Source organism: Serinicoccus sp. JS2-9 (genome assembly GCF_059025165.1).
The window spans coordinates 3265477-3281422 of record NZ_CM180091.1 but is presented as its reverse complement, the minus strand read 5'-3'; the positions used below and the strand labels follow the sequence as shown (position 1 = coordinate 3281422).

Annotated in this window: 16 protein-coding genes and 1 pseudogene; 7 read left to right on the top strand and 10 right to left on the bottom strand. The window is 72.2% G+C overall.

Going from position 1 to position 15946, the window contains the following annotated elements:
- Positions 1 to 8 precede the first annotated feature (8 nt).
- Entirely contained in the window at positions 9 to 812 is an 804-nt protein-coding gene (locus tag AC5PYY_RS15865; RefSeq protein ID WP_493897744.1) for an enoyl-CoA hydratase/isomerase family protein, read from the bottom strand.
- A gap of 31 nt (positions 813 to 843) precedes the next feature.
- Complete coding sequence (locus AC5PYY_RS15860) at positions 844 to 1638, bottom strand: PaaX family transcriptional regulator (RefSeq protein WP_493897743.1); 795 nt, start codon at positions 1636 to 1638, stop codon at positions 844 to 846.
- 167 nt (positions 1639 to 1805) lie between these two features.
- On the opposite strand from AC5PYY_RS15860, the gene AC5PYY_RS15855 reads away from it, so the two are divergent.
- Entirely contained in the window at positions 1806 to 1973 is a 168-nt protein-coding gene (locus AC5PYY_RS15855) for a DUF3117 domain-containing protein (RefSeq protein WP_493897742.1), read from the top strand.
- A gap of 82 nt (positions 1974 to 2055) precedes the next feature.
- Here the strand turns inward: AC5PYY_RS15855 and AC5PYY_RS15850 are convergent, their stop codons facing one another.
- Positions 2056 to 2688: an O-methyltransferase gene (locus AC5PYY_RS15850; protein WP_493897741.1), complete on the bottom strand. Its 633-nt coding sequence runs from the start codon at positions 2686 to 2688 to the stop codon at positions 2056 to 2058.
- Between the two features lie 65 nt (positions 2689 to 2753).
- On the opposite strand from AC5PYY_RS15850, the gene sigE reads away from it, so the two are divergent.
- From sigE to AC5PYY_RS15835, 3 genes are read left to right on the top strand one after another with little or no spacing between them, the layout of a single operon-like run.
- On the top strand, positions 2754 to 3335 hold the full coding sequence (gene sigE / locus AC5PYY_RS15845; protein WP_493897740.1) for an RNA polymerase sigma factor SigE: 582 nt from the start codon (positions 2754 to 2756) through the stop codon (positions 3333 to 3335).
- A 32-nt stretch (positions 3336 to 3367) separates the two neighbouring features.
- Positions 3368 to 4558, top strand: a complete 1191-nt coding sequence (locus AC5PYY_RS15840; RefSeq protein ID WP_493897739.1) for a S1C family serine protease — start codon at positions 3368 to 3370, stop codon at positions 4556 to 4558.
- 54 nt (positions 4559 to 4612) lie between these two features.
- Positions 4613 to 5002, top strand: a complete 390-nt coding sequence (locus tag AC5PYY_RS15835) for a twin-arginine translocase TatA/TatE family subunit (protein ID WP_493897738.1) — start codon at positions 4613 to 4615, stop codon at positions 5000 to 5002.
- Here the strand turns inward: AC5PYY_RS15835 and AC5PYY_RS15830 are convergent.
- The 3 genes from AC5PYY_RS15830 to AC5PYY_RS15820 form a co-directional block, all read right to left on the bottom strand.
- Positions 4999 to 6141 (bottom strand): Mrp/NBP35 family ATP-binding protein, encoded by a 1143-nt coding sequence (locus tag AC5PYY_RS15830; protein ID WP_493897737.1) that lies wholly within the window; start codon positions 6139 to 6141, stop codon positions 4999 to 5001. The genes AC5PYY_RS15835 and AC5PYY_RS15830 overlap by 4 nt on opposite strands.
- Before the next feature lie 63 nt (positions 6142 to 6204).
- Positions 6205 to 6822 carry a DUF1003 domain-containing protein gene (locus tag AC5PYY_RS15825; RefSeq protein ID WP_493897736.1) on the bottom strand — a complete coding sequence of 206 codons (618 nt, stop codon included), beginning with the start codon at positions 6820 to 6822 and terminating at the stop codon, positions 6205 to 6207.
- The gene (locus tag AC5PYY_RS15820) at positions 6815 to 8098 is read right to left on the bottom strand and encodes a magnesium transporter MgtE N-terminal domain-containing protein (RefSeq protein ID WP_493897735.1); all 1284 of its coding nucleotides are present in this window, start codon (positions 8096 to 8098) and stop codon (positions 6815 to 6817) included. The genes AC5PYY_RS15825 and AC5PYY_RS15820 overlap by 8 nt, the downstream gene beginning before the upstream one ends.
- Positions 8099 to 8507: 409 nt before the next feature.
- On the opposite strand from AC5PYY_RS15820, the gene AC5PYY_RS15815 reads away from it, so the two are divergent.
- Positions 8508 to 9017: a YflT domain-containing protein gene (locus AC5PYY_RS15815; protein ID WP_493897734.1), complete on the top strand. Its 510-nt coding sequence runs from the start codon at positions 8508 to 8510 to the stop codon at positions 9015 to 9017.
- Between the two features lie 119 nt (positions 9018 to 9136).
- Here AC5PYY_RS15815 and AC5PYY_RS15810 read toward each other — a convergent pair whose 3' ends face one another.
- Positions 9137 to 10642 (bottom strand): aminopeptidase P family protein, encoded by a 1506-nt coding sequence (locus tag AC5PYY_RS15810; protein ID WP_493897733.1) that lies wholly within the window; start codon positions 10640 to 10642, stop codon positions 9137 to 9139.
- 70 nt (positions 10643 to 10712) lie between these two features.
- On the opposite strand from AC5PYY_RS15810, the gene AC5PYY_RS15805 reads away from it, so the two are divergent.
- Entirely contained in the window at positions 10713 to 12212 is a 1500-nt protein-coding gene (locus tag AC5PYY_RS15805) for a threonine/serine exporter family protein (RefSeq protein ID WP_493897732.1), read from the top strand.
- Between the two features lie 57 nt (positions 12213 to 12269).
- Here AC5PYY_RS15805 and AC5PYY_RS15800 read toward each other — a convergent pair whose 3' ends face one another.
- Positions 12270 to 12941: a hypothetical protein gene (locus AC5PYY_RS15800; protein WP_493897731.1), complete on the bottom strand. Its 672-nt coding sequence runs from the start codon at positions 12939 to 12941 to the stop codon at positions 12270 to 12272.
- Positions 12942 to 13029: 88 nt separating this feature from the next.
- Between AC5PYY_RS15800 and AC5PYY_RS15795 the strand changes: the two genes are divergently transcribed.
- Positions 13030 to 13911, top strand: coding sequence for a PHP domain-containing protein (locus AC5PYY_RS15795; protein WP_493897730.1), 882 nt, complete (start codon positions 13030 to 13032; stop codon positions 13909 to 13911).
- Here AC5PYY_RS15795 and AC5PYY_RS15790 read toward each other — a convergent pair.
- A pseudogene (locus tag AC5PYY_RS15790) lies at positions 13884 to 15391 on the bottom strand (DEAD/DEAH box helicase). The gene AC5PYY_RS15795 and the pseudogene AC5PYY_RS15790 overlap by 28 nt on opposite strands.
- A 250-nt stretch (positions 15392 to 15641) precedes the next feature.
- Positions 15642 to 15920 (bottom strand): GlsB/YeaQ/YmgE family stress response membrane protein, encoded by a 279-nt coding sequence (locus AC5PYY_RS15785; RefSeq protein WP_493897729.1) that lies wholly within the window; start codon positions 15918 to 15920, stop codon positions 15642 to 15644.
- Positions 15921 to 15946 lie beyond the last annotated feature (26 nt).

Below are 15946 nucleotides of genomic sequence, written 5' to 3'. Positions count from 1 at the left end.
GGCCCGCCTCAGCGGCCGGTGAAGCCCGGCCGCTCCTTGGCCAGGAACGCGGCGACGGCTGCGGCGTGGTCGGAGCTGGTGCCCGTGCGCGTCATCTGACGTTCCTCGAAGGCCAGCGCCTCAGCGAGCCCGTGGCCGGCCGCGAAGGCCACCGACCGGCGGACCGCGCCGTAGGCCAGCGTCGGGCCGGCGGCGAGGGAACGCGCGACCGCCTGCACCCGGTCGGCGAGCTCGTCGTCGGGGACCACCTCGGTCGCCAGACCCAGGTCCTGGGCCTCCTGCGCCGACACGGTCCGGGGGAAGAGCAAGAGCTCCTTGGCCCGCGCGGTCCCGACCAGGCGGGGGAGCGACCACGAGGTGCCGGAGTCGCAGGACAGCGCGATGCCGGTGAAGGCCAGGTTGAAGCCGGCCGAGGTGGCGACGTAGCGCAGGTCGCAGGCGAAGGCGAAGGCGGCACCGGCGCCCGCCGCGACGCCGTTGACCGCGGCGATCACGGGCTTGTCCATCGTGGCCAGCAGCTCCACGACCGGGTTGTAGTGCTCCTCGACTGTGCGCCAGAGGGCGGCGGCATCCTGCTGGAGCAGCCCGACGTGCTCCTTGAGGTCCTGCCCGACGCAGAACGCGCGTCCGGTGCCGGTGAGGACGACGCAGCGCACGTCCCGATCGGCCGCCACCTCCCGCAGGGCAGCCAGGAGGCTCTCCTTGGTGGCGACGTCGAGGGAGTTCATCGCCTCCGGCCGGGCGAACCGCACCGTGGCCACTCCGTCGGTGCGCTCCAGGACGATGGCTTCCTGCGAGGGTGGGCTGCTCATGCCCGTCAATCTACCCCGGGCCGCACGGGGGTCACGGGCCGTGGCCCGAGGTGGCGAGGATGTCGGAGACGAGGCGGTTCGACGCCGGGCGGAGCAGCGCCGCGAGCTCGAGGAAGCGCCGCCTGCTCTCGTGACCCGGCCATCCCGTCGGGAGGACCGCGGGCGGCAGATCGGGGTCCTCGAAGAGGAAGCGGCGCCAGGCGTGGACCAGCTGGGTACGGGTCTGGTAGGCCTCCTGCGGCTCGAGCCCGGCGACCTCGTCGGGCTGCGGCAGATCGGCGGTGAAGCGGCGGTGGGTCGCGGCGAGGTGGTCCAGGTCCCAGACCCGTGCGGCCAGCACCGCCGGGTCCTGGTCCGGCTCCAGCGCCCCGTGCACGGCCACCCAGCCCACCGACCGTGGGTCGAGCGAGGCGGTCAGCTCCGGGCTGGGACGGGGGCTGATCCAGCTGCCTCCCCCGAGCCGTCCGTAGCCGAGGTAGGACAGCGTGCGGGCCACCTGCTCCCGGGTGCGCCGGTCGCCATCCGGGTCGGCGTGGACCACGTGCCACCGACCGTCCCAGGGGGGTGCCGCGGCCGCGTAGATCCGCTCGTGCGCCCGGTGCCAGCGGTCCTGGGCGCGGGGCGTCGCGGCATACCCTCGCACCCCCCGCTCGGTGCGAGGGGTAAGCCAGCCCTGTGCGGCGAGCCGGGAGATGGCCGTGCGCGCGGCCGGGGGTCGGACGTCGACCGCACCGGCGAGGGTGACGACCGCTGCCACCGGCGCCCACCAACCGTGTCTGCGCAGGTGGTCGCCGTAGAGGTCGACGACGGCGGAGCGTGCGTGCACCACGTCAGTGTGCCCCAGAACGGGCGTCTCGGCGGGCAGGTGGCGGCCGGTCGGGCCGACATCTCGATTAGGCGCGGTGCGGGGAAAAGAGGATAATTGTGGTCGTTCGAGTTCGCCGAGACCGCGGCGAATGCGGTTCCTGGCCGCGCCACAAGGAAGGGCAACCCATGGCAGCAATGAAGCCTCGCACCGGAGACGGTCCGCTTGAAGTCACCAAGGAGGGCCGTGGCATCGTGCTGCGGATGCCGTTGGAAGGTGGAGGTCGTCTGGTCGTCGAGATGAACGCCGAGGAGGCGGGGGCCCTGGGCGACGCCATCAAGGAGTGCGTCGGCTGACCCGACTCGGCCTGCCATCCCACTGACAGCCCCTGGACCACCGTGGTCCCGGGGCTGTGGTGCGTCCGGTGCCGGGCGGCGCTCAGCGCTTGACGGCGACGAACAGCCCGTCTCCCACGGGGAGGAGCGCGGGCACGAGGCCGTCCTCGTCGCGCAGCCGCTTGCCCAGGTCGCGCAGGATCGTCGTCGTCTCGTCGCGAGCGGCCGGATCGGCCACCTTGTCGTGCCACAACATGTTGTCGAGGACCAGCACCCCTCCTGGCCGCAGCAACCGCAGCGCTTCGTCGGTGTAGACCGGGTAGCCGCCCTTGTCGGCGTCGACCAGCACGAGGTCGTAGGCCCCGTCGGTCAGCCGCGCCAGCACGGTGGCGGCGTCGCCGCTGATGACCCGGGTCCGCTGCGGCGGGATCCCCGCGGCGGCGTAGGCGCCCTTGGCCGAGCGCTGGTGCTCGGGGTCGCTGTCGATGGTGGTGAGGATGCCGTCGCGGGGCATGCCCTGGAGCAGCCAGAGGCCCGAGCTCCCCGCACCCGTCCCGATCTCGACGACGTGGCGGGCCTGGACCGCCGCCGCGAGGAGGCGCAGTGTGGCGCCCGCGCCGTTGTCGAGCGGGGTGACACCGAACTCCTCACCCCGCCGCTGCGCCGACTCGATGACCGGGTGCGGGGTGATGAAGTCCTCGGCGTAGGAGAGCGAGGAGGCCTTGGGTGCTGCCATGGGCTCACCTTATCCCGCCAGCCCTCACCCAGGCTGCTCACAGCGTGCGCTGCCAGAGTGAGGCCATGTCGACGTCAGAGTGGGTCCCCCCGTCCTGGGAGGAGATCGTGCGGGAGCACTCCCCGCGCGTCTACCGGCTGGCCTACCGGCTGACCGGTGACCCGCACGAGGCCGAGGACCTCACCCAGGACGTCTTCGTCCGCGTCTTCCGGTCGCTCGACAGCTACCGTCCCGGCACGTTCGAGGGGTGGCTGCACCGCATCACCACCAACCTATTCCTCGACAAGGTGCGGCGGCGCCAGCGGATCCGCTTCGACGCCCTGACCGACGAGCTGGCTGCCCGGCTCCCGCTGCGCGCGACGGGCACCGACCCGGAGCAGGTCTTCGCGATGACCCACCTCGACGAGGACATCCAGGTGGCGCTGGGCGATCTCCCCCCGCAGTTCCGCGCTGCCGTGGTCCTCTCCGACATCGAGGGCTACTCCTACGAGGAGGTGGCCCAGACGCTCGGGGTCAAGATGGGCACGGTGCGCTCGCGCATCCACCGGGGCCGGGCGCTGCTGCGCCAGTCGCTCGCCCATCGTCGCCCGACCCGCGGGGGCAGCACGTCGGCGGCCTACGGGCGCCCGGCGCACGCCCTGGGCTGATCATCGCCTGGCCGCTGGCACAATCAGGTGTCATGAGCGAGCCCACGACCGGAACCGATCCGGTGGAACGTGCGCCCGTCACCGCTGCCGAACCGCAACGGCCCCGTCGACAGACGCCGGCGCGGCGGGGGCTGCTGCCCGTGGTGGCCGCTGCCGGGGTGGCCGGTCTGCTCGGCGGTCTCGGGGGCGGCGTGCTGGCCGACCAGCTGACAGCGCAGGAGCAGGTCGACGGGCAGGCGGCGGCCGAGCCGCTGCCGGCCCCGGCAGCCCCGGCCGAGGCCGACGGCAGCATCAGCGGACTCTCGCGCGCCGTGCTCCCGAGTGTCGCCCTCATCTCCATCGGGGAGGACGGCGAGGACGGGCTGGGCTCGGGCTTCGTCGTCCGGGAGGACGGCTATCTGCTCACCAACCATCACGTCATCCAGCAGGCTGCCGACGACGACGGGTTCATCTCGGTCGAGCTGCCCGGCCGCGCCGCCCTGGAGGCCGAGGTGGTGGGCTCGGACGCCGCCTACGACATCGCGGTCCTCAAGGTGTCGGCGGACGACCTCGTGGCGCTGCCCTTTGCCAACTCCGACGGCCTGCAGGTGGGCCAGACGGTCGTCGCGGTCGGCGCGCCGTTGGGCTTGGACAGCACCGTGACCAGCGGGATCGTCTCCGCCCTGGACCGCCCGGTCGTCGCGGGAGAGACCCGCGAGAGCACCAGCTACATCAGCGCGGTGCAGACCGACGCGGCCATCAATCCCGGCAACTCGGGAGGGCCGCTGCTCGACCTGGCCGGCCACGTGGTGGGGGTCAACTCCGCGATCGCCCAACTGCCCACCGGCAGCTTCGGTGGCCGCTCGGGCAGCATCGGGCTGGGATTCGCCATCCCAGCCGAGCAGGCCGAGCGCACCGCCGGTCAGCTTATCGAGACCGGCACCAGCGAGCACCCCGTGATGGGCGTGCTCGTCGACCTCGCCTACATCGGTGACGGTGCCCGCGTGCTCACCGAGGCGGCTGCGGACTCCGATCCGGTGATCGACGGCGGGCCGGCGGACCAGGCCGGGGTGCAGCCCGGCGACATCATCGTCTCGGTGGACGGCACGGTCATCAGGGACACGCAGCACCTGCTCGTCGTGCTCCGGTCCTACGCCGTCGGCGACACCGTGGAGATGGTGTTGCAGGACGACACCGGCGAGGAGCGCACCGTGAGCATCACGCTGGCGGGATCGGGCGACTAGGTAGGCTGGAGCGGCGCATCGGCGCCCTCTCGAGCGGTCGATCCAAGGAGTGGTGTGTTCCTCAACCTGCACGGTGGCGAGCTCGTCATCCTCGTGCTAGCCGCGCTGCTCATCCTGGGCCCGTCCCGGCTGCCGAAGTATGCGGCGATGCTGGGTCAGGGGGTGCGCTACCTCCGCGATCTCGCCGAGGGGGCGAAGGGGCAGCTCAAGGACGAGCTGGGTCCAGGCTTCGACGAGATCGACTGGCGTCAACTGGACCCGCGGCAGTACGACCCCCGCCGGATCGTGAGGGACGCGCTGGCCTCGCCCGCGCCGGCTCGGGAGGCACGTCACGACCCGAAGCCCGAGGACTCCGCACCGGCTCCCGCGGCTCCGTCACAGGGACCTCGCGTCGCGCGGCACGACCCGACGTTGCCGACGCCCTTCGACGTCGACGCGACCTAGCGCCGCACGGTAGGTGTGATGCCCAGCTTGCGACCGGCGAGACCGCGACCGCGCCGCGCCAGCTGGCGCGCGATCCCCCGCAGCGCGGTCGCCCCGGCGGAGTCGGGCTGGCCGGCGACGACCGGCATACCGTGGTCGCCGCCCTCACGGAGCGCCACGTCGAGCGGCACCTGACCCAGCAGGGGGACGTCGGCGCCGATCGACCGGGACAGCGAGTCGGCGACCGCCTGGCCGCCACCGCTGCCGAAGAGCTCCTGCCGGCTGCCGTCCGGGAGCTCCAGCCACGACATGTTCTCGATGACCCCCGCGAGCCGCTGGTGCGTCTGGAGGGCGATGGCACCGGCTCGCTCGGCGACCTCTGCCGCGGCCTGCTGCGGCGTGGTGACCACCAGCAGCTCGCTGCTCGGGAGCAGCTGCGCCACGGTGATGGCGATGTCGCCGGTGCCGGGCGGCAGGTCGAGCAGCAGCACGTCGAGGTCGCCCCAGTAGACGTCGGCGAGGAACTGCTGCATGGCGCGGTGCAGCATCGGGCCACGCCACACCACTGGCTGGTTGCCCGGCACGAACATCCCGATCGAGATGACCTTGACCCCGCTCGGCTCGGCGACCGGCGGCAGGATCATGTCGTCCACCTGGGTCGGTGGCTGGGTCACACCCATCATCCGCGGCACGGAGAAGCCGTAGATGTCGGCATCGACCACGCCGACGCGTAGGCCCTCGTCGGCCATCGCGACCGCCAGGTTGACGGTGACTGATGACTTGCCGACACCACCCTTGCCGGACGCGACGGCATACACGGTGGTGAGCGAGTCGGGCTGCGCGAAGGGGATCTCGCGCTCGGTCTGGCCGCCCCGCAGCTGGTCCCGCAGCGCGCCCCGCTGCTCGTCGCTCATGACACCGAGCCGGACGTCGACGCCGGTCACGTGCTCGACGGCCGAGACTGCGGCGGTGACGTCGCGGGTGATGGTGTCCTTGAGGGGGCATCCCGGCACCGTGAGGAGCACGGTGACCTGGACCTGGCCGTCCTCGGTCGCGTCGACCGCCTCGAGCATGCCGAGCTCGGTGATCGGCTTCTTGATCTCGGGGTCGTCGACCGTCGCGAGGGCGGCATGGAGGGCATCGGTGCTGGGGACGGGCATGCTCTCCATGGTAGGTCGGCACGGGAGCTGCCGACGCCCCGGGGGACCCGCGTCGGTCGCGGCTCAGTCGTGCTGCGAGGCCCCGGGCAACGGGTCCTCGTCGCCGGGCTCGGTCTCCGCGTGCGCCGCCTGCCGGCCGCGTTCCTCCGTCCGCTGCGCCAGCTCCTCGACGAGGTCGCGCAGCTCGGACCGGACGAAGTCGCGGGTGGCGACGTCCCGCATCGCCAACCGCAACGCGGCGACCTCGCGGGTGAGGAACTCGGTGTCGGCCAGCGTCCGCTCGTCACGGGCCCGGTCCTGCTCCATCTGGACCTTGTCCCGGTCGTCCTGCCGGTTCTGGGCGAGCAGGATGAGCGGCGCGGCGTAGGACGCCTGCAGGCTGAGCATGAGGGTGAGGAAGATGAAGGCGTAGGGGTCGAAGCGCGCTTCGGCGGGGAGCACGGTGTTCCACGCCACCCAGACCAGGACGAAGAGCGTCATCCACACCAGGAAGCGGGCGGTGCCCATGAACCGGGCGAAGCGCTCGGCGAAGGCGCCGAAGTTTTCCGGGTCCATGCGCGCCTGGGGGACCCAGCGTCGCTGCTTGGCCAACGGCTGGTCGAGCCTGGACCCCGACGTCCGGTCAGCGGGCCGCCGGGCGGTGCCGCGGCCGCGCGGGAGACGGCGGGTGGGCTCAGACATCGCTCACCTCCGACATGTCCCCCTCGCGCCAGTCGTCGGGGAGGATGTGGTCGAGGACGTCGTCGACCGTGACGGCGCCCAGGAGGCGGCCCTCGGGGTCGGCGACGGGGAGGGCGACCAGGTTGTAGGTCGCCAGGGCCCGCGTGATCTCGCCGAGGGGAGCCTGGGCCGACACCGGGTCGATGTCGGTGTCGAGGATCGAGCCGACCGGTTGGTGGGGAGCCTCGCGAAGCAGCCGCTGAATGTGGATGCTCCCGAGCAGGCGACCCGTCGGTGTCTCGTGCGGAGGGCGGGTGACGTAGACCAGCGAGGCGGTCGCGGGGTGCAGCTCCTCGCGGCGCACCAGGGCGAGCGCCTCGGCGATGCTGGCGTCCGGACCCAGGATGACCGGCTCGGTCGTCATGAGACCGCCGGCGGTGTTCTCGTCGTAGGTGAGCAGCCGTCGGATGTCGGCGGCCTCATCCGGCTCCATGAGGGCAAGCAGCTCCTCCTGCACCTCCTCGGGCAGGTCCGAGAGGAGGTCGGTGGCGTCGTCGGGCTGCATGACCTCGAGGATGTCCGCGGCGCGGTCGGTCGGCAGGTGGGTGAGGATCTCGAGCCGGTCGTCGTCCGGGAGCTCCTCGAGGACGTCGGCGAGCCGCTCGTCGTCGAGGGCGTCCGCGACCTCGGCACGGCGCTTGGCGGACAAGTCGTGAATGGCCTCGGCGAGATCCTGCGGCTTGAGGTCCTCATACGCCTCGAGCAGGGCCGTCGCCGCCTGCGGTGGGCCTTGCTCCTGCAGCCCGTCCACCTGCTCGATGTCGACGAGGAGCGTCTCCCCGCGCCGTCGGCGCAGCAGGCCGCTGCGCCGGCCGTCGTCGCGGCCCTTGCGCACGAAGATCTTGGTGATCCGCCAGTCGCCGCTGCGTTGCTGCTCCATCGCCGCGTCCTCGATGACGGCCGGGTCACGATCCTCGGCGTCGGCGACGAAGACCTGCCGGTCGAAGAGCTCGCCCACGACGAGGGTCTCGCCCGCACGCTGCTCGAAACGGCGCATGTTGACCAGACCGGTCGTGATGACCTGTCCGGCGTCGATCGAGGTCACCCGGGTGATCGGCACGAAGACCCGGCGACGACCCGGGACCTCGACGACGAGGCCGATGACACGCGGCCCCTGCGAGGCGGCGCGACCACCCAGAGTCACCACGACGTCACGGACGCGGCCGACCTCGTCGCCCAGCGGGTCGAAGACGCTGAGGCCGTTGAGGCGGGCCACGAAGACGCGCGGGATGCTCACGCGGGGAAGGATACCGAGCGGCCCGGCGGTCGTGAGACACCTCACTCCGCCCGGGGGAAGAAAGTCGGGCCGCACGGTGTAGATACATACGGTGGGTGTCGGCCGCTCGTCCTCCGTGTGGGCGGTGGCGGCAACCCACCGGTTTCTCCCACGCACCGTCGCGTCGGGCCCACCCCACACCAGGAAGGACACACCCCCGCCCCATGGGTCCCGTCATCATCTACCGTCCCACCGCCGAGCGCGCCTACCGCCACACCCTGGCCGAGGACGTCGCCAAGCGCCCGGTGCGACCTCGTCGCCGCCTCTTCCGGCGCTGACCAGCAGTCCCCCGACGACCCCCGCCAGCGGCCTGTCGCTGCGGGGGTCTTCTGCTGTCGACCTCTCCCACGGGGCTTGGCACAATGGCGTCGTGACTACTCCAGCCGGTGCCCGGCGATCTCTGCCCGGCCCCACCCTTGACCTGGACTACCCCCGCAGCCTAGGGGTCTTCGACCGCTACGACGAGGCCCAGGCCGCCGTCGACTTCCTCTCCGACGAGGAGTTCCCCGTGGAGCAGGTGCTCATCGTGGGCACCGACCTCAAGCAGATCGAGCGGGTCACCGGTCGCCTCACCACGGGTCGCGTGGCGCTCATGGGGGCGCTGTCGGGAGTCTGGGCCGGCCTCTTCGTCGGGCTGGTCCTGGCGCTCTTCGCGTCGCCGGGCGACGCGTTGATGACGGTGTTGTGGGCCGTCGTCTTCGGCGCCATCTTCGGGCTGGTCTGGGGGCTCATCGGGTATGCCTTCACGCGCGGCCGCCGCGACTTCACCTCGGTGAGCCAGGTGGTCGCCACGCGCTACGAGGTGCTCACCGAGCACAAGCACGCCGAGCGGGCCCGCGACCTGCTCGACTCCCGCCCGGGGACCCAGCAGCTGCGCTGAGCACCCACCGATGTGCCGTGACCGCCCGCGCGGTATGCCGTGACTGGCCGCACGGTATGCCGTGACCGCCCGCACGGTATGCCGTGACCGGCCGCACGCTCCGCGGCGATCAGGACTGGTCAGGCGCGTCGGCCGAGAGCCTGGACCCACGCCTCGACGTCGTCGGCGGTGCGGGGGAGCATCACCGACAGGTTGCGGCAGCCGTCGGCGGTGACGACGACGTCATCCTCGATGCGGACCCCGATCCCGCGCAGCTCCTCGGGGACGAGCTCGTCGTCGGACTTGAAGTAGAGGCCCGGCTCGACCGTGAGGACCATGCCCTCGCGCAGCTCGCCCTCGACGTAGTCCTCACGGAGCGCCTGGGCGCAGTCGTGCACGTCGATACCCAGGTGGTGGCTCGTCCCGTGCACCATCCAGCGCCGGTGGAACTGCCCCTGCTCGGGGTCGAGAGTCTGCTCGAGGGTGACGCCGTCCGGGAGCAGGCCCCACTCCGACAGGTGGCGGGCGATGACCGCGATCGCGGCGGCGTGGACGTCCTTGAACCGATGCCCGGGCCGCACCGCCGCCAAGCCGGCCTCCTGGGCCTCGAGCACGGCGTCGTAGACCCGCCGCTGCGCGGGAGTGAAGGTGCCCGACACCGGAACGGTCCGGGTGACGTCGGCGGTATACAGAGAGTCGGTCTCGACGCCCGCGTCCAGCAGCAGCAGCTCGCCCTCGCGCACGTCGCCGGTGTTGCGGATCCAGTGCAGTGTCGTGGCGTGCTCGCCAGCAGCGCAGATGGAGTCGTAGCCGACGCCGTTGCCCGCGTGCCGGGCGTGCAGGCCGAAGACGCCCTCGACCCATCGCTCACCGCGGCCCCGACGCACCGCCTCGGGCAGGTGCGCGACGACCGCGTCGAAGGCGGTCGCTGTCGCGTCGACCGCCTCCTCCATCTGCCGCACCTCCCAGTCGTCCTTGACCATGCGCTGGGTGGACAGCGAGCGGGCCAGCTCCAGATCGGCCTCGCGCTGGGCCTCCGCGGCGCTGGTCACACCGGCCTCGGACCGCACGCGGTCGACGAGCTCGGCGACCTCGCGGTCCGCGTCGCGCAGCACCCGCAGGGCCAGGCCGCCCGGACCGACGTCCTTGGCCAGGGCATCCCGCAGCTCGGAGAGATGACGGGTGCGCACCCCTAGCTCGGCGGCGGCGGACTCCAGGGTGGGGCGGGAGCCGACCCAGAACTCGCCGACCCGTGAGTCGGCGAAGAACTCCTCGCTGTCACGGTCGGCGAGCGGGAGGAAGTAGAGCGTGGCCTCATGGCCGCCCTCGGGGAGAGGGTCGAGCACGAGCACGGCGTCCGGCTCCCGGTCCGCGCCGAGGCCGGTGAGGTGCGCGAAGGCGCTGTGCGGCCGGAAGACGTAGTCGGTGTCGTTGCTGCGGATCTTGAGACCGCCCGCCGGCACCACGAGCCGCTCGCCGGGGAAGGCGGCGGACACCGCCTCCCGCCGCGCCACGGCATACCGTGCCGCCTCGGTGAGCTCCGGGAGCCCCTCCGGCCGAGGCGCCCAGCCCTCGCGCATGAAGGCCATGAAGGCCTCTCCCGTCGGGCGGTTGCGGTGCTCGGCCTGGTGCTGCTTCTCACTCACCCGGTCATCGTAGGTGGTGCCCAGCGCTCTCCGAGCCGACGGTCAGCGGGGAGCCCTATCCTGGTCGGCGATGAGCGAACAGGTTCCCCTCCCCACCGTGGCCGGCGAGGTGACCGGCCCGCAGCGGATCGCGATCCGGCAGCTGCGGCAGACCGAGCGGCTCGGCCGGCACCTGCGCGATGCGGCCGTCCACGTCGTCCGGTCGACGTCCCCACCGACCATCCCCCTCGGGCTGCGGTCCGGGGGCGACGGCATCTCCCAACGGCACGCCCGGGCGGTGGCCGATCTCGCGCTCCGCGTCGGCGAGGCGCTGCTGGCGACCGGGGCGTCGGCGGCCGACTGCGTGGCGACCGTGCTGCGCCTGGGGCAGGCCTACGGGATCCGCGCGATGCACATCGACATCACCTATACGTCCATCTCGGTGTCGATCCACCGAGGCACGGACGAGGACTCGCTGACGATGATGCGTGTCATCACCGACCGGGCCCCCGACTACACCCGGCTGGAGGCGGTGCAGCAGCACATCGACGAGATCGTCGCTTCCGCAGGACCGGACGGGCCGACCATGGATGTCGACACGGCCCGGGAACGCCTCCTCGCGCTGCTGACCTCACCGCACCCCTACCGGCGCTGGGTGGTCACGGTCGGTGCTGCGGTCATGTCCGTCGGAGTGGTCATGCTCTTCGGGGCCGGGCCGGTCATGTGGCTCGTCGCCGCCACGTCGGCGGCGTTGGTCGACCGCGTCCAGCGGGCGCTCTACATATGGGGGGTGGCCGCGTTCTTCGCCCAGGCGCTGAGCGCCGCGATCCCTGCCGGGCTGGCGCTCGCGCTGTATGCCCTCGGTCGGGAAGAGGGACCGTCGGTCGTGGTGATCTCCGGGATCGTCGTGCTCCTGGCGGGGCTCGGCGTCCTCGGTGCGGCCCAGGACGCGATCGACGGCTACTACGTCACGGCCGGTGCCCGCGGCCTCGAGGTAGTGATGATGACCCTCGGGATCGCGGTCGGTGTGGCACTCGTGCTGGGCGTGGCGCGCTGGTTCGGGGTGTCGATGGAGGCCTCACCCATCGTCGTCCTCGGCGGGACACCGTTCATCAGTACCGTCGGGGCGATGCTCATCGCCCTCGGCTTCTGTCTCACGACCTACTGCGGCACCCGGACCACGCTCATCAGCCTGGGAGCCAGCGCCCTCGCCTGGCTGGTGCTCGAGGCCGGCCTCGCCATCGGGCTGGCGACGCCGGCAGCCGTCGCGGTGGCGGCCTCTATGGTGGGTGCGCTCAGCTACGCGGCCTTCCGGATGCTGCGGGTGCCCGAGGTCGCTGTGGCGACGGCCAGCATCGTCTCGCTGCTGCCCGGCCTTGCGGTCTACCGGGCGCTCTACCTCATCATGCAGAACAACCCCGCCACGGTGGCGAACGCCGCCATCCACTTCGTCAACGCCGTCGCAACGGGCCTGGGCCTGGCGGCGGGGCTGGCCATCGGCGGTTACCTCGCGCGGCGCAAGTTCGGCCTCGACCGGGCCGCCGTGCGGGCTCGGCGCCGTTCGCGCGGCAGCTACGCCGGGGCCGAGTAGACCACGCGGTGCCCGTGACCTGGCGCGGCCTCGTGGTGGCGGCGTAGCAGGTAGGCGTCAGTCGTTCCAGGTCCAGCTGGCGAGCACCTCGTCCAGGGCCGTGGCGGCGTCCTCGGACTGGCTGTCCACGGCGGAGAGCGTGACGACGTAGAGCGTGCCCTCGTGCGAGATCCACCGCTGGGTCTGGTGCACGGTCGAGTCCTGCACCTCACGGACCAGCGTGTATCCCGGGGCCATGTTGCCGTCGACCTCGGCCGGTTCGAGGATCTCGTACTCGCCGTCCTCGCCGGCGAGCTCCTCCGCCGTCTGCTCCACGGCGCTGGTGAGGTTGCCGACGTACTCCTCCTGCGTGATGACCACGTTGGTGAAGAAGGAGTCGATGCGCTCGGTCTCCTTCGCCGCGAGAAGGACCGACTCCTCGGACACCTGCTCCGTCACGTCTTCCCAGGCGGCCGGGAAGGTGACGTCAAAGGCGTCGTCGGTGGAGGTTAGGGCCAGCGGCGGCTCCTCGGTCGCCGCCGCGTCGTCAGTCTGTGCTGCGTCGTCCGCCGGCGCGGAGGTCGCGGCCGCGTCCTCGGGGGCCGTGCTTGTGACGGCTTCCTCGCTGGGAGTCGCGGTCGCGCTCGGCTCCGACGGGGTGGGCTCCTCCTCGCTGCACCCGGTCAGGACCAGCGCGGCCAGCAGGGTCGCGGCGGCCGCGCTCGTGACGGGTCGTCGGGTGGTGCTCATGCGTCTCCTCGGGTCGGCGCGCCGGTCGGCGCGTCTCAGTCAGGTTCCAGTATGACGGTCGGGGCGAGGGGCGGCATACCGTGTCCACATGGCTCCTGCGCACCGGCTGGCGACGGCCCGGATCGACCTGCACGCCCACTCGACGGTCAGCGACGGCACGCAGACCCCCTCCGAGGTCGTCCGGGCGGCGCGCGCGGCCGACGTCGACGTCCTCGCCTTGACCGACCACGATGCCGCCAGCGGCTGGGAGGAGGCTGACCGCGCGGGGCGGGAACACGGGGTCGTCGTGGTGCCAGGCGTCGAGATCTCGTGCAGCTGGCGGGGCGTCTCCGTGCACCTCCTCGGCTATCTCATCGACCCCGGGCACGCGGAGCTGGCCCGAGAGCTGGACCTGACCCGGGAGAGCCGGGCGACCCGGCTGGAGGTGATGGTGCAGAGGCTGGCAGAGGCCGGATACCCCGTGAGCATGGAGGAGGTGATCTCCCGAGCGGGCGACGAGGCGTCGCTCGGACGACCGCACATCGCTGACGTCCTCGTGGCGAACGGCCGCTACGGGTCGCGGGACGACGCCTTCGCCGACGTGCTGGCGTCCGGCAGCAGGTTCCACGTCTCGCACTACGCCCCGAGCCCGGTCCACGCGACCGAGCTGGTGCGCGAGGCGGGAGGGGTACCCGTCATGGCGCACCCCTTCGCCGCCGCGCGCGGACGGGTGGTCCCGGACGACGTGGTGGCCGAGATGGCCCGCGCAGGTCTCGCGGGTCTCGAGGTCGACCATCGTGACCACGGGCCCCGGGAGCGGGAGCACGCCCTCGAGCTCACCGAGCGCCTCGGACTGCTGCGCACCGGCTCCAGCGACTACCACGGGTCAGGCAAGCCGAATCGCCTCGGCGAGCACACGACCCGCCCCGCGGTGCTCGAGCAGATCGTGGCGGCCGGGACCGGTCAGCCGTTGCTGGGAGACTCACCCTGACCGGAGGAGGTCCGGCGCCGACGGCGCCGACGTCCCGAGCCGGAGTCGGTCGTGCTCCGCTCCCGGCGGGTGGTGCCGGCGTCGGCGCCACCGTCGCGACGGCTCTGCCCGCCGCGACCGCGCTGACCGCCGCTGCCGCCCTGGCCTGAACGGCCGCCACGACCACGGCTGCGGCCGGCGCCGCGCTGGCGCCGCTCGGCCGGGTCTCCGAGGTCCTCGAGGCGCTCGCCGCCCAGACCCTCCCGAGTGCGGGCAGACCTGGGCAAGGTGCCTCTCGTGCCCTCGGGGATGCCGAGCTGCTCGAAGAGGTGGGGGCTCGAGGAGTAGGTCTCCTCGGGCTCGGGGTATCCCAGGTCGAGGGCCTTGTTGATGAGCCCCCATCGCGGCATGTCGTCCCAGTCCACGAAGGTCACCGCGACGCCGGTCGCGCCGGCGCGACCGGTCCGGCCGATGCGGTGCAGGTAGGTCTTCTCGTCCTCGGGGCACTGGTAGTTGATGACGTGCGTCACGGCCTCGACGTCGATGCCCCGGGCCGCGACATCGGTCGCGACCAGGATGTCGACCTTGCCCGACCGGAAGGCACGCAGGGCCTGCTCGCGGGCGCCCTGCCCGAGGTCGCCGTGGATCGCCGCGGCGGCGAAGCCACGATCGGCGAGCTCGTCGGCGACCTTGGCGGCGGTGCGCTTGGTGCGGGCGAAGACGATGGTCAGGCCACGGCCCTCGGCCTGCAGGATGCGGGCCAGCATCTCCACCTTGTCGAGGGCGTGGGCCCGGTAGGCGAACTGCTCGACCGCCGCCACCGTGTGGCCCTCACCGTCCTCGCTCACGGCGCGGATGTGGGTGGGCTGCGTCATGTAGCCGCGGGCGAGCGACACCACGGCACCGGGCATCGTCGCCGAGAAGAGCATCGTGTGCCGGCCGGCGGCGTCAGCGCCAGCAGCTTCTCCACGTCGGGCAGGAAGCCGAGGTCGAGCATCTCGTCGGCCTCGTCGAGCACCACGGTGCGGGCGTAGGCCAGCGTGAGATGACCCTTGGACGCGAGATCGAGCAGACGGCCCGGGGTGCCGACGACCACCTCGACACCCGCGGTCAGAGCGTCGATCTGAGGCTCGTAGGCCCGTCCGCCGTAGACCGTGAGGACGCGGATGCCGCGCCGGGCGGAGGCTTTCGTGAGGTCTCCGGCGACCTGGACGGCGAGCTCGCGGGTCGGGGCCACCACGAGCGCCTGCGGTGCCCCGGGACGCTCGAGGTCACCGAAGCCGGTGTCCCCGGGAGCGACGACGCTGTGCAGCAGTGGCAGCCCGAAGCCCAGGGTCTTGCCGGTGCCGGTCTTGGCCTGCCCGATGATGTCGTGGCGCGACAGCGCGACCGGAAGGGTCATGGCCTGGATGGGGAAGGGGTGGGTGATCCCGCCGTCCGCGAGGGCGGCGACGATGTCCGGGTGGATGCCGAAGTCGGCGAAGGTGCGGGTCTCCTGCATGGGTCACTTCCTGATCGGTGGTGCCGTGCGCGACGGGCGTCGAGCACGGTCCGGGCCGATCGGGGAGATGCGATGGAAGAGGTCGGGCGCCTCGCCCGACCCGCGACAACCGTCTGCCTGACGTGGCAGCACGGCCGACCGGGCACCGGTATGCGTCCTTCAGACTACCTGAGCGGCATACCCCGGCCCGACACGCACGACGGCGCGCCCTCCCGGAGGAGGACGCGCCGTGGCTGACGTGGTGGGTCGGTCAGCGCCCGACCTGACCGCGGCTGCGGCCGGTGATGGCGTTGTAGCCCACGATGACGATGATCGCGCCGATGATGCCGAGGATGAGCCCCCAGAAGTTGAAGGCGCCTCCGCTGTAGTCGAAGATCAGCGAGCCGAGGAGCGAGCCCAGCAGCGAGCCGACCGCGCCCAGCACGATGGTCATGATGACGGACAGGTTCTGGTCGCCCGGCAGGATGAGGCGGGCCAGCGGGCCCACGATGCAGCCCGCGAGGAGCGCGACGATGATGGTCCAGAGCATGGGATTGACCCTTTCAGAACGGTTTC

Coding starts and splice junctions, on each gene's coding strand:
- AC5PYY_RS15800 (WP_493897731.1), bottom strand. CDS start 12,941: ATGAGCACCACCCGACGACCCGTCACGAGCGCGGCCGCCGCGACCCTG.
- AC5PYY_RS15825 (WP_493897736.1), bottom strand. CDS start 6,822: ATGTCTGAGCCCACCCGCCGTCTCCCGCGCGGCCGCGGCACCGCCCGG.
- AC5PYY_RS15865 (WP_493897744.1), bottom strand. CDS start 812: ATGAGCAGCCCACCCTCGCAGGAAGCCATCGTCCTGGAGCGCACCGAC.
- AC5PYY_RS15830 (WP_493897737.1), bottom strand. CDS start 6,141: ATGCCCGTCCCCAGCACCGATGCCCTCCATGCCGCCCTCGCGACGGTC.
- AC5PYY_RS15805 (WP_493897732.1), top strand. CDS start 10,713: ATGAGCGAACAGGTTCCCCTCCCCACCGTGGCCGGCGAGGTGACCGGC.
- AC5PYY_RS15850 (WP_493897741.1), bottom strand. CDS start 2,688: ATGGCAGCACCCAAGGCCTCCTCGCTCTCCTACGCCGAGGACTTCATC.
- AC5PYY_RS15840 (WP_493897739.1), top strand. CDS start 3,368: ATGAGCGAGCCCACGACCGGAACCGATCCGGTGGAACGTGCGCCCGTC.
- AC5PYY_RS15855 (WP_493897742.1), top strand. CDS start 1,806: ATGGCAGCAATGAAGCCTCGCACCGGAGACGGTCCGCTTGAAGTCACC.
- AC5PYY_RS15785 (WP_493897729.1), bottom strand. CDS start 15,920: ATGCTCTGGACCATCATCGTCGCGCTCCTCGCGGGCTGCATCGTGGGC.
- AC5PYY_RS15795 (WP_493897730.1), top strand. CDS start 13,030: ATGGCTCCTGCGCACCGGCTGGCGACGGCCCGGATCGACCTGCACGCC.
- sigE (WP_493897740.1), top strand. CDS start 2,754: ATGTCGACGTCAGAGTGGGTCCCCCCGTCCTGGGAGGAGATCGTGCGG.